The sequence below is a fragment of the Kitasatospora sp. NPDC004289 genome (assembly GCF_053602875.1).
On the sequence record NZ_JBSGEL010000112.1, the window covers coordinates 1 to 17,433 of the forward strand.

At 74.0% G+C, this 17,433-nt stretch carries 18 protein-coding genes and 2 pseudogenes; 9 read left to right on the top strand and 11 right to left on the bottom strand.

Going from position 1 to position 17,433, the window contains the following annotated elements; genetic code table 11:
* Both ACWEPF_RS37565 and ACWEPF_RS37570 read left to right on the top strand, forming a co-directional pair.
* A pseudogene (locus ACWEPF_RS37565) lies at positions 1 to 184 on the top strand (two-component sensor histidine kinase); the annotation flags it as partial.
* Positions 185 to 304: 120 nt separating this feature from the next.
* Positions 305 to 646 carry a hypothetical protein gene (locus ACWEPF_RS37570; RefSeq protein ID WP_452176161.1) on the top strand — a complete coding sequence of 114 codons (342 nt, stop codon included), beginning with the start codon at positions 305 to 307 and terminating at the stop codon, positions 644 to 646.
* Here the strand turns inward: ACWEPF_RS37570 and ACWEPF_RS37575 are convergent.
* Together ACWEPF_RS37575 and ACWEPF_RS37580 are read right to left on the bottom strand one after the other, a co-directional pair.
* Entirely contained in the window at positions 624 to 1,295 is a 672-nt protein-coding gene (locus ACWEPF_RS37575) for a response regulator (RefSeq protein WP_452176162.1), read from the bottom strand. The two genes, ACWEPF_RS37570 and ACWEPF_RS37575, sit on opposite strands and share 23 nt — an antisense overlap.
* Positions 1,292 to 2,494 (bottom strand): sensor histidine kinase, encoded by a 1,203-nt coding sequence (locus ACWEPF_RS37580; RefSeq protein ID WP_452176163.1) that lies wholly within the window; start codon positions 2,492 to 2,494, stop codon positions 1,292 to 1,294. Before ACWEPF_RS37580 ends, ACWEPF_RS37575 begins: the two co-directional genes overlap by 4 nt.
* Before the next feature lie 251 nt (positions 2,495 to 2,745).
* On the opposite strand from ACWEPF_RS37580, the gene ACWEPF_RS37585 reads away from it, so the two are divergent.
* Positions 2,746 to 4,239, top strand: coding sequence for an alpha/beta hydrolase family protein (locus tag ACWEPF_RS37585; RefSeq protein ID WP_452176164.1), 1,494 nt, complete (start codon positions 2,746 to 2,748; stop codon positions 4,237 to 4,239).
* Position 4,240: 1 nt separating this feature from the next.
* Here the strand turns inward: ACWEPF_RS37585 and ACWEPF_RS37590 are convergent, their stop codons facing one another.
* From ACWEPF_RS37590 to ACWEPF_RS37600, 3 genes are all read right to left on the bottom strand, one after another.
* On the bottom strand, positions 4,241 to 5,950 hold the full coding sequence (locus ACWEPF_RS37590; protein WP_452176165.1) for a hypothetical protein: 1,710 nt from the start codon (positions 5,948 to 5,950) through the stop codon (positions 4,241 to 4,243).
* The gene (locus ACWEPF_RS37595; protein WP_452176166.1) at positions 5,947 to 6,759 is read right to left on the bottom strand and encodes an ABC transporter ATP-binding protein; all 813 of its coding nucleotides are present in this window, start codon (positions 6,757 to 6,759) and stop codon (positions 5,947 to 5,949) included. Before ACWEPF_RS37595 ends, ACWEPF_RS37590 begins: the two co-directional genes overlap by 4 nt.
* Before the next feature lie 148 nt (positions 6,760 to 6,907).
* Positions 6,908 to 7,219 carry a hypothetical protein gene (locus ACWEPF_RS37600; protein ID WP_452176167.1) on the bottom strand — a complete coding sequence of 104 codons (312 nt, stop codon included), beginning with the start codon at positions 7,217 to 7,219 and terminating at the stop codon, positions 6,908 to 6,910.
* 272 nt (positions 7,220 to 7,491) lie between these two features.
* Here ACWEPF_RS37600 and ACWEPF_RS37605 point away from each other — a divergent pair, with 272 nt between their 5' ends.
* The gene (locus tag ACWEPF_RS37605) at positions 7,492 to 8,394 is read left to right on the top strand and encodes a hypothetical protein (protein ID WP_345288011.1); all 903 of its coding nucleotides are present in this window, start codon (positions 7,492 to 7,494) and stop codon (positions 8,392 to 8,394) included.
* Between the two features lie 22 nt (positions 8,395 to 8,416).
* On the opposite strand, the gene ACWEPF_RS37610 is transcribed toward ACWEPF_RS37605, so the two are convergent.
* Positions 8,417 to 9,229: a tetratricopeptide repeat protein gene (locus tag ACWEPF_RS37610; protein ID WP_452176168.1), complete on the bottom strand. Its 813-nt coding sequence runs from the start codon at positions 9,227 to 9,229 to the stop codon at positions 8,417 to 8,419.
* Between the two features lie 176 nt (positions 9,230 to 9,405).
* Between ACWEPF_RS37610 and ACWEPF_RS37615 the strand changes: the two genes are divergently transcribed.
* Both ACWEPF_RS37615 and ACWEPF_RS37620 read left to right on the top strand, forming a co-directional pair.
* Entirely contained in the window at positions 9,406 to 9,729 is a 324-nt protein-coding gene (locus ACWEPF_RS37615) for a hypothetical protein (protein ID WP_452176169.1), read from the top strand.
* Between the two features lie 117 nt (positions 9,730 to 9,846).
* Entirely contained in the window at positions 9,847 to 10,755 is a 909-nt protein-coding gene (locus ACWEPF_RS37620; RefSeq protein WP_345288008.1) for an AurF N-oxygenase family protein, read from the top strand.
* A 129-nt stretch (positions 10,756 to 10,884) separates the two neighbouring features.
* Here the strand turns inward: ACWEPF_RS37620 and ACWEPF_RS37625 are convergent, their stop codons facing one another.
* From ACWEPF_RS37625 to ACWEPF_RS37635, 3 genes are all read right to left on the bottom strand, one after another.
* Positions 10,885 to 11,673, bottom strand: a complete 789-nt coding sequence (locus ACWEPF_RS37625) for an SGNH/GDSL hydrolase family protein (protein ID WP_452176170.1) — start codon at positions 11,671 to 11,673, stop codon at positions 10,885 to 10,887.
* A gap of 70 nt (positions 11,674 to 11,743) precedes the next feature.
* Positions 11,744 to 12,703 carry a pseudouridine synthase gene (locus ACWEPF_RS37630; protein WP_452176171.1) on the bottom strand — a complete coding sequence of 320 codons (960 nt, stop codon included), beginning with the start codon at positions 12,701 to 12,703 and terminating at the stop codon, positions 11,744 to 11,746.
* A gap of 74 nt (positions 12,704 to 12,777) precedes the next feature.
* Positions 12,778 to 13,194 (bottom strand): hypothetical protein, encoded by a 417-nt coding sequence (locus ACWEPF_RS37635; protein ID WP_345288005.1) that lies wholly within the window; start codon positions 13,192 to 13,194, stop codon positions 12,778 to 12,780.
* Positions 13,195 to 13,359: 165 nt separating this feature from the next.
* Here ACWEPF_RS37635 and sigJ point away from each other — a divergent pair, with 165 nt between their 5' ends.
* From sigJ to ACWEPF_RS37650, 3 genes and pseudogenes are all read left to right on the top strand, one after another.
* Positions 13,360 to 14,274, top strand: a complete 915-nt coding sequence (sigJ, locus tag ACWEPF_RS37640) for an RNA polymerase sigma factor SigJ (RefSeq protein WP_452176172.1) — start codon at positions 13,360 to 13,362, stop codon at positions 14,272 to 14,274.
* A 364-nt stretch (positions 14,275 to 14,638) separates the two neighbouring features.
* Entirely contained in the window at positions 14,639 to 15,253 is a 615-nt protein-coding gene (locus ACWEPF_RS37645) for a hypothetical protein (RefSeq protein ID WP_452176173.1), read from the top strand.
* Between the two features lie 183 nt (positions 15,254 to 15,436).
* Positions 15,437 to 16,386, top strand: a pseudogene (locus ACWEPF_RS37650) (tyrosine-type recombinase/integrase); the annotation flags it as partial.
* Between the two features lie 274 nt (positions 16,387 to 16,660).
* On the opposite strand, the gene ACWEPF_RS37655 reads toward ACWEPF_RS37650, so the two are convergent.
* Both ACWEPF_RS37655 and ACWEPF_RS37660 read right to left on the bottom strand, forming a co-directional pair.
* Positions 16,661 to 17,005: a hypothetical protein gene (locus ACWEPF_RS37655; protein WP_367212381.1), complete on the bottom strand. Its 345-nt coding sequence runs from the start codon at positions 17,003 to 17,005 to the stop codon at positions 16,661 to 16,663.
* 12 nt (positions 17,006 to 17,017) lie between these two features.
* Positions 17,018 to 17,433: hypothetical protein (locus tag ACWEPF_RS37660; RefSeq protein WP_452176174.1), on the bottom strand; the 416-nt coding region annotated here is incomplete at its 5' end.

Below are 17,433 nucleotides of genomic sequence, written 5' to 3' on the forward strand. Positions count from 1 at the left end.
CGAAGGACCCCAGCGTTTCCGCACCGGCGCCGCCGAACGCGGCCAGGGCCACGGCCTGGGCCTCACCATCGCCACCGGCCAGGCCGCCGTCCTCGACGCCCGCCTGACCTTCGCGAACGCCCCCGACGGCGGAGCCGTCGCCACCCTCGAGCTGCCCGTCCACGACGACCCGGTACACGGCTGATACACGACTGCGCGTCGGCGGAAGCGCTGCCACGACCGGGCCGAAGTGCCGGTCGCGGAGTCTGTGGGCACACCCGCTCGGTGGGTGGCACGGAACCGGTTGCGCGGAGGACAGGCGTCGATGACAGGAACCAAGCCCTACCAGGACGAACTGGACTATCTGGTGGCGTACGCGCGTGACGCGCCCGTCTACTTCTTCGTCGTCCGGGGCGCGGCGGAGACCCTGGCGGGACACGGCACCCACGAGGACGTGATCCGTGCCGTCACCGTCCAGCTGATCGGGGACATGATGGACCGAGGGGTCGCCGTCGGTGACCTCGGGGGCGAGACCGGGATTGAGGTGGAACCGTGGCCGCTCTCGAAGGGCGACACCCTCGAGAGGATCAGGAGGGAGATGAACGAACTGGACGCGTGCGACGCGTTCATCCGGATCTGCTGGTTCAGGTCGCACCGGTCGCCTTGACGAGGCGGTTGTCGTAGGCGAACACGACGGCCTGGACGCGGTCGCGGAGTTCGAGCTTGAGCAGGATCCGCCCGAAGTGGGACTTGACCGTCGGCTCCGCGAGGCGGAGAGCGGTCGCGATCTCGGCGTTGGACAGGCCGCGGGCCACGTGGAGGAGCACCTCGTGCTCGCGGGCGCTGAGGCGGCTCAGGCGCGGGTCCGGGCGCGGGGCGGTGCCGGGGGAGAGGTGGGGGCGGACGGTCTCGAGCAGGCGGCGGGTGATCCGGGGGGAGACGACGGCGTCGCCGGCCGCCACGGTGCGGATGGCGCCGAGGAGTTCGTCGGGCCGGGTGTTCTTGAGGAGGAAGCCCGAGGCACCGGCCTCCAGGCCGGCGAAGGCGTACTCGTCCAGGTCGAAGGTGGTGAGGATCAGCACCCTGCTCCGAGGGGAGGCCGCGACGATCCGGCGGGTCGCCTCGATCCCGTCCGTGCCGGGCATCCGGACGTCCATCAGGACGACGTCCGGGCTCAACTCCCGTGCCAGCAGCACCGCCTGGTCGCCGTCCGAGGCCTCGCCGACCGGCGTCAGGTCGGGCTGGTCCTCCAGGATCATGGTGAAGGCCATCCGCAGGAGGGTCTCGTCGTCGGCGATCAGGACGCGGATCGTCATGCGGGCACCGCCCCGCCGTCGAGCGGGAGCCGGGTGTGCACTCCCCAGCCGCCGTCCGGGAGCGGTCCGGCCCGCAGTGTCCCCCCGTAGGCGGCGGCACGCTCGCGCATGCCGGGGAGTCCGTGGCCGGAGGGGGAGGAGGGCGGGCTCGTGCGCGGGCCGGTGTCGGTGACCTCCACGGTGACGGTGGCGGCGGAGCAGTGGACCAGGACCGTGGCACGGGTGCCGCCCGGGGTGTGCTTGAGGGCGTTGGTCAAGGACTCCTGCACCAGGCGGTAGACGGTCAGTTGGGCGGTGGCGGGCACGTGGGCGTGGTCGCCCCGCAGCTCGACCCGGGTCGGCAGTCCGGCGGCGCCCATCTGGGCGGCGAGGGGCTCCAGTTGGGCGAGGCCGGGCAGCGGGTGGCGTTCGGCGTCGGGTTCGTCGGCCCGCAGGACGCCCAGGGAGCGCCGCATGTCGGTGAGGGCCTGACGGCCCGTCTCGGAGATCTGGAGCATCGCGGCGGTCGCCCGCTCGGGGGAGCGGCGCTGCGCGTGCACGGCGGCGTCGGTGAGGGCGACCATGACGGAGAGGTTGTGGGTGACGATGTCGTGCATCTCCCGGGTGATGCGGGTCCGTTCCCCGGCGACGGCCAGGCGCGCCTGCTGGTCCTGCTGCTGCTCCAGGCGGACGGCCCGCTCCTCCACCACGGCGAGGTAGGCGCGGGTGGTCCGGACGTTGGCCCCGAGCGCGGTGGCGGCGACGACCAGCGCGGTCAGGGCGACGAAGGGCGTGAGGAACGCGCCTTCGGTCGCCCAGCGCAGGCAGGCCAGCAGGGCCCCGGCCTCCACCACCGAGGCGGCCAGCAGCGTGACGCGGCGGTCCGAGTCGGTGGCCACGGTGTAGAGGGCCACCAACAGGGCGATCGCGCCGGGAAGTTGGAGGTCCAGGAGCCACTGGGCGAGGGCCGCGGTGGCCACCGTGCCGAACACCAGGAGCGGCGCGCGGCGGCGCCAGAGCAGCGGCAGCGCGAGCGCGGCGGTGAGGGTCACGGCCACCGGCAGGCCCTGCGGGCCGTGCGTGGTCAGGACGTTGAGTAGGAGCAGGGCCGGAAGCAGCGAGTCCCGGAGCAGCAGCCGGGACCGTCCGCTCCGCGCCGGCCGCGCCGGCCGCGCCGGAGGGGAGTGGGCACTGTCGGGCCCGGTGGCCGCCTCGGTCATCACACGTTCCTGTCGGTTCGGCATGCGCCCCGCGCTCGGTACACGCGCCACCGTAGTGCCCGGCGAAGGGGCCGCGCATGGGCCCGCCGTCCGATCGCCGAGCCCCGGTGTACGCCTGGAGGAGGAGCCGGGCCACCGACCACGGTCGCAGTGCGGCGGCGCATCGGGCCCGGGCCGTTGCGACTGCGGGTGCACCCGTCGAGGACCCGAGGGCGATGCGGCGGGACGGGCCCGGCCGCGACGCTGGCCGGGTGAACGAGATCATCCCCGAGCTGTCCCTGTCCCTTCCCGAACTCCTCGCCGTCCTGGGCGCGGTGGCGCTGACCCTGGCGCACCGGCTGCCACCCGTCGCCCGCTCCCGGACGACGGTCGCGGCCACCGCCCTCTTCGCGTCGTCGGCGACCGTGCTCCTGGTGGCCGGGCTCCGCTGGCAGCTGCTGCCGGTCCTGGCGGGCGGTGCCGCCGCGCTGCCCTTCGCCGTCCTCCCGCTGCTGCGGGCCCGCCGCGCGGGGACGCCGGCCGGCCGGGCCCGGCGGTGGCCGGCGCTCCTCGCCTCGGTGGCCTGCGTCGGCCTGATCGCCGCCGGGCCCTTGGCGGCCCGGGCCTTCCCCGTGCCGGTCTTCCCCCGGCCCACCGGCGAGTTCGCGGTCGGCACCCGCGTCCTGCAGTGGACCGACCCGGACCGCCCCGAGACCTTCACCGCCGACCCGGACGACCACCGCACGGTCGTGGTGCAGCTCTGGTACCCGGCACGCAGGAGCCCGGACGGCGGGCAGCGGGCCCGCTACCTGGGGCGGACCGAGCAGGAGGCGCGGACCGTCGCCGAGGCCCTCGCCCGGACCGCCGGCCTGCCGGGCTTCCTGGTCGACGGGGTGCCGCGCGCCCGCACCGCCGCGGATGTGGACGCCCCGGTGGCGGACGGGGGCGGGCGCTTCCCCGTGGTGCTCTTCTCGCCCGGCTCCAGCGGGGTGCGCACCCAGAACACCGCCTGGGCGGAGGAACTGGCGAGCCACGGCTACCTGGTGGCCGCGCTGGACCACCCGTACGACTCCGCCGCCGTGCTGCTCGCGGACGGACGGACCGTCACCACCGCGACCGCCTCCACCGGCGACCGGGACCAGGACGAGAAGCTCGCGGCCGGCTGGACGGCGATCCGGGCCGCCGACCTCCGCTTCGTCCTCACCCGCCTCACCGCCCTGGACCGGGGCGCGGACGGCCCGCTGACGGACCGTCCGGACGCCGGCCGCGCGGCCGACCCGTTGACCGGCCGTCTGGACACCGGCCGCGCGGCCGTGACCGGCCACTCGATGGGCGGCGCCGCCGCCCTGCAGGCGGCCCGGCAGGACCGGAGGTTCGGCGCCGTCGTCGACCTGGACGGCTTCCCGCACGGCCCCGCCGCGCCCGCCCTCACGGCTCCGGTGCTGGCGCTCACCCAGGCCTTCACCGCCGACACCGACCCGCGCTACCCGCCCCGTCTCACCGAGGCGCTCGACGCCGGCACCGCGACCGCCTACCGGCTCACCGTCCCCGGCGCCGCCCACCTCACCTTCACCGACAGCCCGCTCTACCTGCCGCCGGTGCCCTCGATCGTCGGCTCGCTCGGCCGCACCGAGAGCCCCCGCACCACCGCCGGAGCCACGCTCGCCTTCCTGGACGCCACCCTGAAGGACCGCTCCGGAGGCGACCCGGCCCCGGCCCTGTCGGCCTACGGCGAGCTCACCGTCCACCGCCGCGGCGGCGGCTGACTCAGAGGGCGCCCTCGCCCGGCCGGGCCGTGCTCATCGCCACGGCCCTGGTCCGGGCCCAGGCGAAGAGCAGCACCGCGAGCACCACCGCCATCGCCGACGCCTTGACGACCGCGGGGACGGATCCCGCTCGCAGGGCGACGGAGTACAGCGGCGTCAGGCCCGCGATCCCCACCGCGGGCCCGGCCGCGTACCAGGCGGCGAAGACCAACGGCCCGGCGCCCCCGCCCGCGCCCCGGGCGGGGGAGTACATCAGGTCCCGGCGCACCGGGCCCCGGCAGGCGTTCACCAGCCCGGCCGCCACCAGGGCCGGGACGGCGGCCGGGACCAGCCAGACCGCGGGCCCCGCCCCCGAGCCACCGCCACCGAGGGCCAGCAGCGCGCCCGCGCAGGCCAGGCCCAGCAGCAGACCGGCCACGACCGGGACCACGGCGTGACGGAGCATCAGCCCGGCGAAGGGGTACGGCGACCAGGAGGCGCGCCGCACGTCGTCGGTCTCGATCCGGGCGGGCTCCAGCAGCTGCGCCACCGCCAGGTAGCCGAAGACCAGCGCCACGGCGGTGGCCAGCCAGGACACCCCGCCCCGGGTGCCGTGGGCGAGGGCGGCGCAGAGCGGCGCCGGCACCGCGAGCACCAGCGCGCGGCCCAGCCGCGCCGGGGAGCGCAGCAGCGCGAGGGTGTCGCGCCAGGGCACCACCTGCCAGGCCCGCCGGGGGGCGGGGAGGCGCAGGCGGCGCTGACGGAGGCTGCCGTTGGCGCTGTTGACGGCCAGTCGGGCGCTGCGCAGCTCGACCGTGCGCAGCGCGGCCAGGACGCCGGCGGCCGTCCGGGCCCGTTCGCGCAGGCGGGTGAGCGGGACGGTCGCGGCGGCGCGGTCGGCGGCCACCAGGGCGGCGGCCGTGCAGACCAGGAGGAGCGCGGCGGCGATCAAGCCGCCCGGCACGGCGGCGGGCGTCGGGGCCAGGGCCGCGACGGCGGCCCAGCCCCACGGGCCCGACCAGAGCTCGGCCCGCTCCAGCCAGCCCACCGGGTGACCGGCGACGGCCAGGACGGTCTGTGCGGCGAGGCCCAGGATCAGCAGGGTGAGGTAGGGCGTCAGGCGGCGTACCCAGTGGGCGGTGCGGTCGCTGCGCTCCACCACCAGGGCGGCGCAGGTGGCCAGCAGGGGGACGCCGAGCCCGCCGAGCAGGCACCACCCGAGCGCGGCCGGCAGGCCGGTGCGGACGGTGAGCCCGAGGGCGACCATGCCGCCGGCCGCCGCCACCAGCCCGGGGAAGGCGGCCACCGCGCAGGACAGCCAGAACCACGGCCGCAGCACCGGTCGGGGCCGGACCGGGTGGGCGAGCAGCCAGTCGGTCGCCGCCCGGGGCGGCACCACGGGGCCGCGCCAGAGGCCGTCCCGGAGCAGCAGCAGGAAGGTGGTCAGGCCGACGGCGGTGATGCCGGCGGGCATCGCGGCGAGCAGGTCGCCGCCGTGGCCGGTGTAGTCGGCGCCCATCGAGGCCTGGAGGAAGAGGCCCAGGCTCGGCACGCCGCCCCAGACGACCAGGCCGAGCAGCACGCAGTAGAGCGCGAAGGCCACGGACTTGGCGCGGTTGCGCCGGTGGGGCGCGCGCAGGGCGCGCAGCAGGGCGAGGGTCTCGTCGGTCCAGTCGTCGTCCGCCGACCACGGCTCGACGGCGCTCTCCGCCTCGGGGACGGTGGTGCTCATCGCTCACCGGCCGGGGCGGCGGGGGCGGCCGGGGCGGCGGAGGTGGAGTCGGCGGCGGTGCGCGCGGCGTACTCCGCCGCGAGGACCTGCCGGGGCTTGCCCTGCCGGACGATCCGGCCGTCCTCCAGGACCACCACCCGGTCGGCCACGTCCAGCGCCAGGTCGGTGTGGTGGGTGACCAGCAACACCGCGACGCCGTCGGCGAGTTCGCCCTTGAGCAGCTCGGCGAGGTCGCGCCGGGCCTCCGGGTCGAGCCGCTGCTCGGGCTCGTCCAGCAGCAGCAGGTCGCGCGGGCGCACCATGGCGCAGGCCAGCAGCAGGGCCTGCATCTGGCCGGAGGAGAGGGCCGAGGGCAGGGCGTCGGCGCGTTCGGTGAGATTGCGGTGGGCCAGCACCTCGGTGATCCAGTCGGGCGCGTCGGCCACCCCGTGCGCGACCGCCACCAGCAGCAGGTGCTCACGGACCGTCAGGTCCGGGTAGCAGGCGACGGTGTCGCCGACCACGGCCACCCGGGCCCGGATCCGGGGGTCGTTCTGGTCCATCGGGAGGCCGTCGAAGCGCACCGTCCCCTTGCTGGGCGCGTCCCGCCCGGCGGCGACCCGGAGCAGGGTGGACTTGCCCGAGCCGTTGTGGCCGAGCAGCGCGACGCACTCGCCGGCGGCCAGCGACAGGTCCACGGGGTGCAGCACCTCCCGGTCGCCGTACGAGCGGCTGACGCCGCTGAGGCGCAGCAGGGGAGCCGGCGCGGCCGCCCCGCGTGCGGCCCCGGGCGGGGCGGCGGGCGGTCCGGCGGCGGCGTTCTTGGCCATGGGGAAAGCGCCTTTCGAGGGGTGGTCCGCCCACAGTACCCAGCCGTCGGAGGGCGGCCGCCGGTAGGTGCTCCGCAGACGATCAAGGGGGGGCCAAGGCCCGGCCAAGGCCTGGTCAAGGCGCGCGCACGGCGTTCTGGGGGCGCGTTCAGGGAGTCCCGCGCATGGCCCAGTGGACGGCGATCAGGGTCGCCAGCAGGGTTGCCACCAGGGCGAGTTGGCCGAGCAGCAGCCAGGTGGCGAGGCGGCGCAGCTGGCGGGCGGCCGGGGCCGGGTACCAGAGGGCGCGCAGGGCGGCGACGGTGGCCCCGCCGAGGTGGAAGGCGAGGAGCAGGCCGCCGACGCGGGTGACCACGAGGAGGAGCAGGAGGTCCAGGACCGCGGTCGCGGCGGTGAGCAGGGCGGCCAGCTGGAGGTCGCTGCGGTCGGTGGCGCGGGCTCTCGTGGCGGTCGTCGGCACGGGCGGTCCCCTCGGACTCGGTGGCGAGCAGGCAGGGGCCCGGTGGACGGAACCGCGCGGTGCGCGCACCGGTGCCGTCGGGGCAGGCGTCGGTGCGGCCGGTCCGACGGTGCTCGCCCCCGTGACGCCCCGTCAGACCGGCCGGTCCCAGTGTGCTGGGCACGGACGGTTCGTGGGCGTGGGCATGCCCGAACCGAGACCTGAGCGGTACCAGGGGGATATCGGGGTCACGGTGCGGCGTGGCGGCGGAGGGAACCGGGTACGCGCAGATCATGGGAATCATCCGACGGAGGAGAGACGGCGAGCCGGAGCCCGGGCCGGAGGACGGCGTACGGGGAGGCCGGGACGCACCGGCCGGCGGCGAGGACGTCGCCGGGCAGTTGGCCGCGCTCTCGGCCGAGATGGAGCGCACCCTCCCCGACGCCGCTCCCGCGGTCCGGGAGGCCTGGTACCGGCGGCGCGGGAGCCAGCGGGCCGGCGCGCTGGTCCGCTCGCTGACCACCGCGCTCGGGCGGGGCGGCAAGGCCGCGGCCAAGGGGGCCGGGTACGGCGGCAAGGTGCTGGCCGACCGGCTGCTGGACGCCGCGCCCCGGATCCCGGTCCGCAGCCTGGCCACCCTGCGCGCCCAGCACCCCACCGCCGCCACCCCGGACGAGCTGGCCGAACTGATCGCACTCGGGGCCTGCCGCTCCTCCGCCGCGCTGGGCGCGGGGGCGGGCGCGGCGGCGATGATGCCCGTCCCGCCCGCGATGCCGGTGGAGATCGCGGCGGAGACCCTCTCGGTGGCGGCCGTCGAGATCAAGCTGATCGCCGAGCTGCACGAGGTCTACGGGGTCCCCGCCCAGGGCACGGTCGCGCAGCGGGCCACCGCGTACGTCGGCGCCTGGGCCGACGGCCGGGGCATCGACCGGGCCGCGCTGATCCGCCCGGCCGGGCTGGCGGCGATGGCGGTCAGCTCCGAGGTCCGCCAGAAGCTGCGCAAGCGGCTGACCCGGAGCACGCTGCGCAAGCTCCCCTCCCTCACCCCGCTGCTGATCGGCGCGGGTCTCGGCGCCACCATGAACCGCCGCGACACCCGCAGGCTCGCCGACCAGGTGCGCGCCGACCTCGCCCAGCGGATCCCGCCCGACCCGGACTACTGGACGGCGGCCGCCCCGCGCAAGGAGATCGACTGACCGTCAGCCGCCTGTGGCCGGGTCAGGCGCCGTCGATCCGCTCCAGCAGCTCGCGGGCCTCGGCGGTGCGGGAGTTGTCCGGCCCGAACGCGGCCAGGGAGGCGTCGAGGGCGGTGGCGGCCAGCGGACGGGCCGCGGCGTCCTGCCCCAGCCCGAGGAGGGCCCGGGCGGCGGCCAGCTCCACGGCTCCGGACTCCGGGCGGCGGCGCTCCTCGTCCCAGCCGCCGCGCAGCTCGTCGGCGAGCCGCGCCTCGGCGAGGGCGTCCTCGTAGCGGCCCTGGAGGTTGAGGCTCCGGCAGAGGCCCAGCCGCAGGATCAGCGCGATCTGGTCGTCCTCGCGGTGCGAGGCGATGGCCTGGCGGGCCACCGCCTCCGCCTCCGGGTGGAGGCCGAGCGCGGTGAGGGCGTGGAGCTGACCGCTGCGGGCGTTGAGCCGCAGGAGCTGCATCTCCGGCTCCGCCCCCGCCTCCGCCTCCGCCTCGATCTGACGCTCCGCCAGGTGGGCGACCGCCGCGCACTCCGACTCGGCCTCGGCGAAGCGGTCGAGCATCGTCAGCACCTGGGCCCGGTCCGCGCGCAGCTTGAGGGTCAGCATGTGCTCGGGCCCGATCAGCTCCGCGATCAGCGGCCGCACCTCGTCGAGGATGCCCAGGGCCTCGGTGTGGCGGCCCTGGGCGCTGGCCGCCAGCGCGACGATCTCCAGCGCCAGCGGCCCGAAGACGAAGTCCTCCGGCTCGATCCGCGGCGCCTCCGCCAGGGCGCGGGCCTCCGCCTCGGCCTCGGCGTAACGGCCCGCGTGGTAGAGGGCGGTGGCGTGCGTCAGGGGGTTCGTCATGATCCGGCCAGCCTCGCTTCGGTCGACCCAGCGGGTGTGCCCAAGGGGTGTGCCCAAGGGGTGTGGAGTCGAGCATACGAAGATCGCACACGCCTGTTCGCGGAACGGAACAGGATCCGGAGGAATCGAGGAGCTACGGTGACCCGTGTACGAGGAACGGGAGTTGAGGGGGCGTCATGACGGAGTACCCGCAGTCGCTGAGCGAGCGCTGCTTCCACCGGATCTGGTCGGCGGCCGATGCGACGGGCGGCCCGCTGGACGAGGTGTTCGCGCTGGTCCGGGCGGCGGTTCCGGAGGTCGAGGTCCGGCGGTTGGACGCCAGGGGCAGGGGCGAGGACGACCACGTCTGGTGGCTGGTGATGCCGGACCGCCGCGAGGCCCAGGTGGACACGGCGGCCGGCGGCCACGCGCCGTTCCACCTGGACGTCGACACCGAGCGGCGTGACGTCGAGGAGGTGGCGGAGGCCGCGCGGCTGCTGACCGCCTTCCTGCGGGCCTGACCCGGACCGGCGGGCGGCGGGGCTGCGCGAAGTATTGACGGTGTGTCTAATAGCTTCTACCTTCCGGTCAGAGGGCCAGTGCGCCCCGCCGCGCGCCGAGAGGAAGGAAGAGGGCCGATGACCAAGGCCGTCCGGACCGCACCCGAAGCCTGGCCCGAGGAGCGCCGCCGCACCGCCGAGCGGCTGCTCAACTCCTCGGCCAAGCTCTCCTTCGACCCGCTCACCGAGGTGGACTGGGACACCCCGCCGCTGCCCGGCCGCTACTTCTGCCCGCCGCACCACACCTCGCTCTACGGCACCGAGCTCTGGGAGGGCCTGAGCGAGGAGCAGCGGATCGAGCTCAGCAAGCACGAGGTGGCCAGCGTCGCCAGTCTCGGCATCTGGTTCGAGGAGATCCTGATGCAGATGCTGCTGCGCCACGCCTTCGACCGCGACCCGACCAGCGCCCACGTCCAGTACGCGCTCACCGAGATCGCCGACGAGTGCCGGCACTCCGTCATGTTCGCCAAGATGATCACCTGGATGGGCGTCCCCGCCTACGGTCCCGGACGGCTCTCGCACGAGCTCGGCCGGATCTTCAAGGCGATCTCGACGCACAGTCAGACCTTCGGCGGCACCATGTACGTGGAGGAGATCCTCGACGCGTTCCAGCGCGAGCTGATGAACGACGAGTCGCTCCAGCCCCTCACCCGCCAGGTCTCCCGGATCCACGTGATCGAGGAGTCCCGCCACATCACCTACGCCCGGGAGGAGCTGGTCCGCACCCGGGTCGGACCGGTGCGCCGCTTCTACGAGCAGCTGCTGATCGGCCTGATCATCCACCGCTCCACCAAGGGCCTGATCAACCCCCGCCTCTACGCGGCGGTCGGCATCGACCCCAAGGCCGGCCGGGCCGCCGCCCGGTCCAACCCCAACTGGCGGGCCACCAAGACCCGGATGGCGGCCAAGGCGGTCGGCGTCCTCGACCGGGCGGGTCTGATCGGCCCGACCAACCGCTGGCTGCTGCGCCGTGCCGGGGTGGTCTGAGCCGGAGCGGCGCCGGGGTGGCGCCGGAGCGGTCGGAACCGGGTTGAGCGGCTGAGCGGGCTGAGCGGGAGAACGGCCGGGCCCGTGCCTCCGGGGCGTCGGAGGCACGGGCCGGTGGCTGATGCGGCGTCAGAGCGGGAGCAGCTCCGGGCGCTTGGCCTCGACGTTGTCCCCGGAGGACTCGCCGCGCAGTCGGCGGCCGACCCACGGCACCAGGAACTCGCGGGCCCACTGCAGGTTCTCCCGGCGCTGCTCGGCCGTGGTGAGCACGGGCGCGGCGGGCCACGGGGCCTCCGGGTCCTGCTCGGGGCCGAGCGGCAGGCCGAGCGAGCGGGCGGCCAGCAGGGCGACCCGCTGGTGGCCCTCGGGGGAGAGGTGCAGGCGGTCCTCGCTCCAGGCGCGGCGGTCGTGCACCGAACGCAGCGACCAGAGGTCGGCGACGGTGAGGCCGTGTCGGTCGGCGACGGCCCGCAGGTGGCCGTTGTAGGTGGCGATCTTGCCGCGCAGCATGCCGAGCACCGGGATGCCCCGGGTGTCGAAGCCGGTGCAGATCAGCACCGTCCCGGCGTGGCGCTTCAGCTCCACCACCGCGGCCTCGAAGCGCTCGGCCACCGCGTCCGGGTCGCTGCCCGGGCGGAGGATGTCGTTGCCGCCGGCGCAGAGCGTCACCAGGTCGGGGCGGATCTCCGCCACCCGGGGCACCTGCTCGTCGACGATCTGGTCCAGCAGCCGGCCGCGGACCGCGAGGTTCGCGTACCGGAAGTCGCCCAACGGCCGCTGTGCGGCGAGCAGTCGGGCCAGTCGGTCGGCCCATCCGGCGTACAGGCCGTCCGGGCGGGCGTCGTTGAGGCCCTCGGTGAAGCTGTCCCCGAGTGCCACGTACGAGCTGAGGTCAAGGGTCTCCTGTGTGTCAGCCATGGAGGAGATAGTTCACCTTGTGAACTACCTTACGCGACCGTAGGTGACGGAGTCCCGAGGGTGAGCTTCGTCACAAGGGGTGCGGGGAGGTCTGGTGGTCCGGCCAGTGGGCCAGTCGCTGCCCGCTCTCGAAGCGGTGCGCCACGCCGGTCACGGGGTCGGTGAACTCCAGTGCCTGGGCCAGGAGTTGGAGCGGATCGCGGAAATCGTCCGGAGCCGCCTCGGGGAGGACGCGCGGGTAGAGGGGATCGCCGAGGATCGGGATGCCGAGCGAGCAGAGGTGGACCCGCAGCTGATGGGTCTTGCCCGTCTCGGGCAGCAAGCGGTATCCACCGTTCCGCCCGTCCTGCGCCAGCAGCTCGACGACGCTGCGGCTGTTCGGCTCGCCCGTCACCTCCCGCGCCGTCAGTTCGCCGCGCTCCTTCACCAGCCGACTCTCCACCGTCCGGGGCAGCTCCAGACCCGGCAGGTACGGGGCCACCGCCCGGTACTCCTTGCGCACCCGCCGCTCGGCGAACAGCCCCTGGTACGCCGCGCGGTCCTGCGGCCGCACGACGAAGAGCACCAGGCCGGCGGTCAGCCGGTCGAGACGGTGGGCCGGGCTCAGTTCCGGCAGGCCGAGGCGGTCGCGGAGCAGGGCCAGCGCGGTCTGGGTGACGTGCTTGCCGCGCGGGGCGATGGAGAGGAAGTGCGGCTTGTCCGCGACCACGATCCGCTCGTCCCGGTGCAGGACGGTGAGCGGGAACGGCACCTCCACCTCGGGCGGCAGGTCACGGTGGTACCAGATCACGGCCCCCGGGACGAACGGCGCGTCGGGGGAGAGCCGCCCGTCCGCGCCGTGCACCCCGTCCCCGGGAGCGTCGCCCGCGAACAGCGCGTCGACCAGGGCCGGCTCCACCGGGAGGAACTCCGTCAGGTACGCGTGGACCGTCGCCCACCCGCCGCCGTCCTCCGGCAGCCGGCGCCGCACCGGGTCGACGCCGTGCCGCTGGGGGAGGGGGGAGCGTGGGGCGGCGGGGCGGCGTCTCATGGGGCGTCAGCCTAACGCCCCGGCCCTCGGCCGCCCGTCCGCTCGCGGCCGCGCCCCGCCGCTTCCTCCGCAGGTCAGGGCTTCGCGGCCGCGCCGTTCCGGTACCCCGCCACGTCCCAGCCGAAGCGGAGCAGACTGGTGCCGAACATCAGCACCCCGAGCGGGATGTGCAGACTCGCCAGGTGCGCGATCCCCGCCAGCACCTGCACCGAGGAGAGCACCAGGAACCCGGTCGCGTACAGCACCGGCCGCCCCGGACCGCCGCCCGGCCGCCAGGCCAGGACGGCGGCCAGCAGGTAGAGCATGGTGGCCCCGTAGGTGACCCGGGCGCCCACGGCGTGCAGCAGCTCGCCGTAGGAGGTGGAGAAGGTCAGGCCCGCGCTGACCGCCTGCGCCAGGAGGGTCGCGGTCTGCAGACCGACCGCGACCCGCACGAAGGGCTGGAACCTGGTGCTCCGACGCACCGTCACCGTCGACGTCAAGGTGGCCATCGCCGTCCTTCTCTCTCCCCTGCGCCGGGCCGTGTCCCGGTCGCTCACCTTCCTGACGGAACAGCCCGGCGGAATGTGAGGCGGGGTGGCGAAAGGGCTCGCTTCGGCCTCGCGTGCAGTGGATCATGACGGTGCATCACCCCGTCGCGAAGGAGCAGCCGGACCATGACCATCACTGCCGTCGACAGTGCGCGCCACCGGCTGCTCAACATCGGCTACCGGCTCCTCGGGTCACTCACCGAGGCCGAGGACGCCGTCCAGGAGGCGTACGCCCGCTGGTACGCCCTGCCCGCGGAGCGGCAGGAGGCGGTCCTGTCGCCCGACGCCTGGCTCACCACCGTCACCAGCCGGATCTGCCTCGACCAGCTCGGCTCGGCCCGGGCCCGGCGCGAACGCTACGTCGGCGAGTGGATACCCGAGCCGCTGCCCGACCGCACCGAGTGGCCGGTCGGCCCGTCGGTGGCGGAGCGTCAGGACCCGGCGGAGCGGATCGCGTTGGACGAGTCGGTGGACATGGCGCTGCTGGTGGTGCTGGAGACGATGACCCCGGCGGAGCGGGTGGCCTTCGTCCTGCACGACGTCTTCGGGTACCCGTTCGGTGAGATCGGCGAGGTGCTGGAGCGGTCGGCGGCCGCCTGCCGGCAGTTGGCGGCCTCGGGGCGGCGGCGGGTGCGGGACGCCCGGCCCGATGCCGGGATGACCATCGACCAGGCCCGGGTGGTCCGCGCGTTCAAGCACGCCTGGGAGACCAAGGACATCGCGGCCCTGGTCACCCTCCTCGACCCCGCCGCCACCCTGACCGCCGACGGCGGCGGCCTCGTCCCCTCTGTCCTCCACCCCGTCACCGGCGCCGACGCGATCGCCCGCCTCGTCCTCGCCATCGCCGACCGGACCCCGGGGCAGATCCTCCGCGAGGGCTCGGTCAACGGCCGCCCCGGCCTGGTGGCCCTCCTCGGCGGCAGCGCGGTGACGGTGGCCGCCTTCGCGGTGGAGGGCGGGCGGGTCACCCGGATCTGGGCGGTGCGCAACCCGGAGAAGCTCGGGCCCTGGGAGGGGACCACTACGATGCCGGGGCACTGATCGAACGGTCCGAGCGGGGGAGCGGCACGTGAGCGGTAACGGTGGAGTCGGGGGCGGTGGCTACGGGGAGCCGACGGGGGCACCGTACGGCCCGCCTCCCGGACACGGTGTCCCTGGGCCTGGGCCTGGGCCGATCCCGCCCCAGGGGTACCCGTACCCGTACGCACAACCTCCCCACCCCCCGGGGCCGTTCGGCCCGCCCGGGCCCCCGCCGCCACCGGCCGAACCTTCACGGGCGCAGAAAATCCTGCGCGGCGTCCGCAACCCGTTCTACGCCGCCCAGCGGGCCTTCCGCCCGTCCCGGGCGGACCTGGCGGAGGACGCGTCGGTCCGCCGGCTCCAACTCTGGCGCACGGGACTGGGGTTGGCGGCCTACGTCGGGCTGACGGCGACGTACCGGGCCGTGGCCGATGTCGAGGGCGTCAAGGCGATGGCGGACGACCGCTTCAGCCAGGGGTGGTCCAGCGTCCTGGTGCTCGTCTGCACCTTCCCACTGGTGGTCGGCGCCTTCATCGCGGCCGCCCGGGGCGACCTGCGGCGCACGTACCTGCGGCGGACCCTGCGCCCGCTCGGCGCGGTCGCGGCCGTCATCGGATCGATGGCCACCTTCCCGCTCGCGATGGCCCCGGAGACCGCAGGATTCCGCGACGCGGTGGGCGTGGTGGGGACGGTCGTCCTCGCCGTGCTCTGCCTGTGGTCCCTCGGCTTCGCCCTCTATGGCATCGGCCTCTCCCTCGTCCACGTCTTCCGCACCGCCGACATCCACGAGGTTCTCCCGCCGCTCCTCGCCGGGATCCTGGTCTGGGAGATGGCCCTTCTCGACGTCGTGACCGGCGCCTACTCCGAGGTCCCGCCGGTCGCCCGTGCCGCTTTCATCCTCGGCGCTCCGATCACCGTGACCGCTCTGTCCTGGTGGGAGCTGCGCCGCCTGAAGGAGCATCACCGGCTGACGCTGCGCGAAGCGCTGGGCCGTTCCTGACGCGCGATGGCGATCCCCCGCATATGGGTCGGACGGGATCGTCGGACCCCGCCATTTCCCTCCTGGGATCCTGGGCCCTGCGGCAGTTGCCTCAGACCCGGTCTGAGGAGTTTGGAGGACGTGAGCCCGAGCTAGATCGGCGGCCCGAACTCTGGCTGGCCGTCGGCGGTGGCGCCCCAGGGACTCACCAAGCTCACCGCCAAGGATGTCCGCACCTGGCTCAACCAGCTCCGCACCACCTGCCAGTGCTGCGCCCGCGGCCTCGACGCCGCCCGGAACCAGCCCCGCTGCTGCGCGGCTGGCACGTGCTGCGGCAAGCGGCTCTCCCCGCTGACCCTCGCCTACATCCACTCCGTGCTCAAGTCCGCCCTGGAGCACGCCGTCCGCGAAGAGGAGATTCCCCGTAACGTCGCCCGCAACGTCCGGATGGGCACACCCCGCCCCCGCCGCTTCGAACCCCTGACCGTCGACGAGGCCCGCGACCTCCTCACCGCTGTGCGCGGCCACCGGCTCCAGGCCCTTTTCGAGCTCGCCTTGCGCACCGGTCTGCGCAAGGGCGAACTCCTCGGCCTGCGCTGGGAAGACCTCGACCTGACCGGCGGCACCGTCAGCGTCCGGCGCACCCTCCAGCGCACCAACAGCAGCGGCCTGACCGCCCTGCCGACGAAGACGCAAAGCTCGGAGCGGCGCATCGCCCTGCCCGGCGAATGCCTGCACTCGCTGCGGGACCGCCGCGACCAGCAGGCCCGGGAGCGCGACACGGCAGGCAAGGGGTGGTCGGACAGTGGCTACGTCTTTACCCGCCCGACGGATCCCCGATCGAGGGAGCCACCCTCACCCGGCACTTCAACGCTCTGCTTCGCCGGGCCAGGCTCCGCCACATCCGGTTTCACGACCTCCGGCACTCGGCGGCGACCCTCCTTCTGGAACAGGGGGTCGAACTGGTCGTGATCAAGGAACTCCTCGGCCACGCCCACATCGGCGTCACCGCCACGGTGTATGCCCACGTCCGACTCCGCCTCCAGCGCGACGCCATCGATCTCCTCGGGCGCGCCCTCCGCAGCCCCACCGAGATCGTCGGCGAGCTCTACGACGGCGACGAACCACCTCTTTGCGCCACGCCCGTCCGCTGACGTTGCCGTCAACTACTGCCGTCAGACACCACAGGGGCCCCACCGGGACATCATTCCGGTGGGGCCCTGTGTTATCGCTGGCCGTTATCGACAGGGAATCCCCCTCGCCGGGCGAACAAGCTTCGCGTCAGAGATCAGTTTTCGACTTGGAGAGACGGGAAGTTCGCCGACACGACCTGCAACCGCGTCGCGCACACAAAGGCTCCAGTAGAAACAATGAGCCGCCCACACGTGTGGGCGGCTCACTGTTATTCCCTGCCGGTCAGGCGACGGGCTACGGAGCCCCTATGCGCAGAAATTCAGCATAGATTTGATGCAGCAAAACTGCATATCGATAATGGGCGTCGACAACTTCTCGCTCTTCGACGGCCATGCTTTCGCCGAATCGTTCTAGGCGAGAGATGACCCCTTCAAGCAACCCCATGACGTCCGCCCGGCTCGGCCTGAATATCCCCTCATCGACAAAAAGGATCACCTGGGTCACATGCTCGTCGGCGAGAGCTAGGTCGCCATGAATGAGTGCAAGGTTCTCTCCGGCGCGCAACAGATTCTCACCGCGGCGCAGACCGGGAAACGGCAAGGATCGCCAGAGGGCGTAGCTCTCCATGAAATCCGACAACAACTCGTCCTCTCATTCGTCGGCGTCATACCAGAAGGTTACAGCCTTGCCGCCGGGGCCGATGATCCCGCCCTTACCCGTCTGGGGGTCCACGTATTTTATCCCGCGCGCACCGTCCGCCAGCGTCTCCAGGCTGCCGTTGAGCCCCCTCTTCCCTCCTGGCTGGGCGATTCCCGTCGCCCAGTCTTGCGCATCCTGGAGGTACTGCTCACGCGTGACACCGCGCCCCTTTGCATGCTTGTCCCAGTGGTATTCAAACTGATCCTGAGAAGATCTTCCGCTGGGGTTATGGAAGACGTCGTCGATCTTCTCGGTGCACAATCCCGAATTGTGCACCAGTACGGGCACCGTACCGGCGAGTGCATAGTACGTGTGGAGGTTGGCAACGGTGAGGTTGTAGGCCGTGTTGAGGTGTGTGTAGTTGCGGA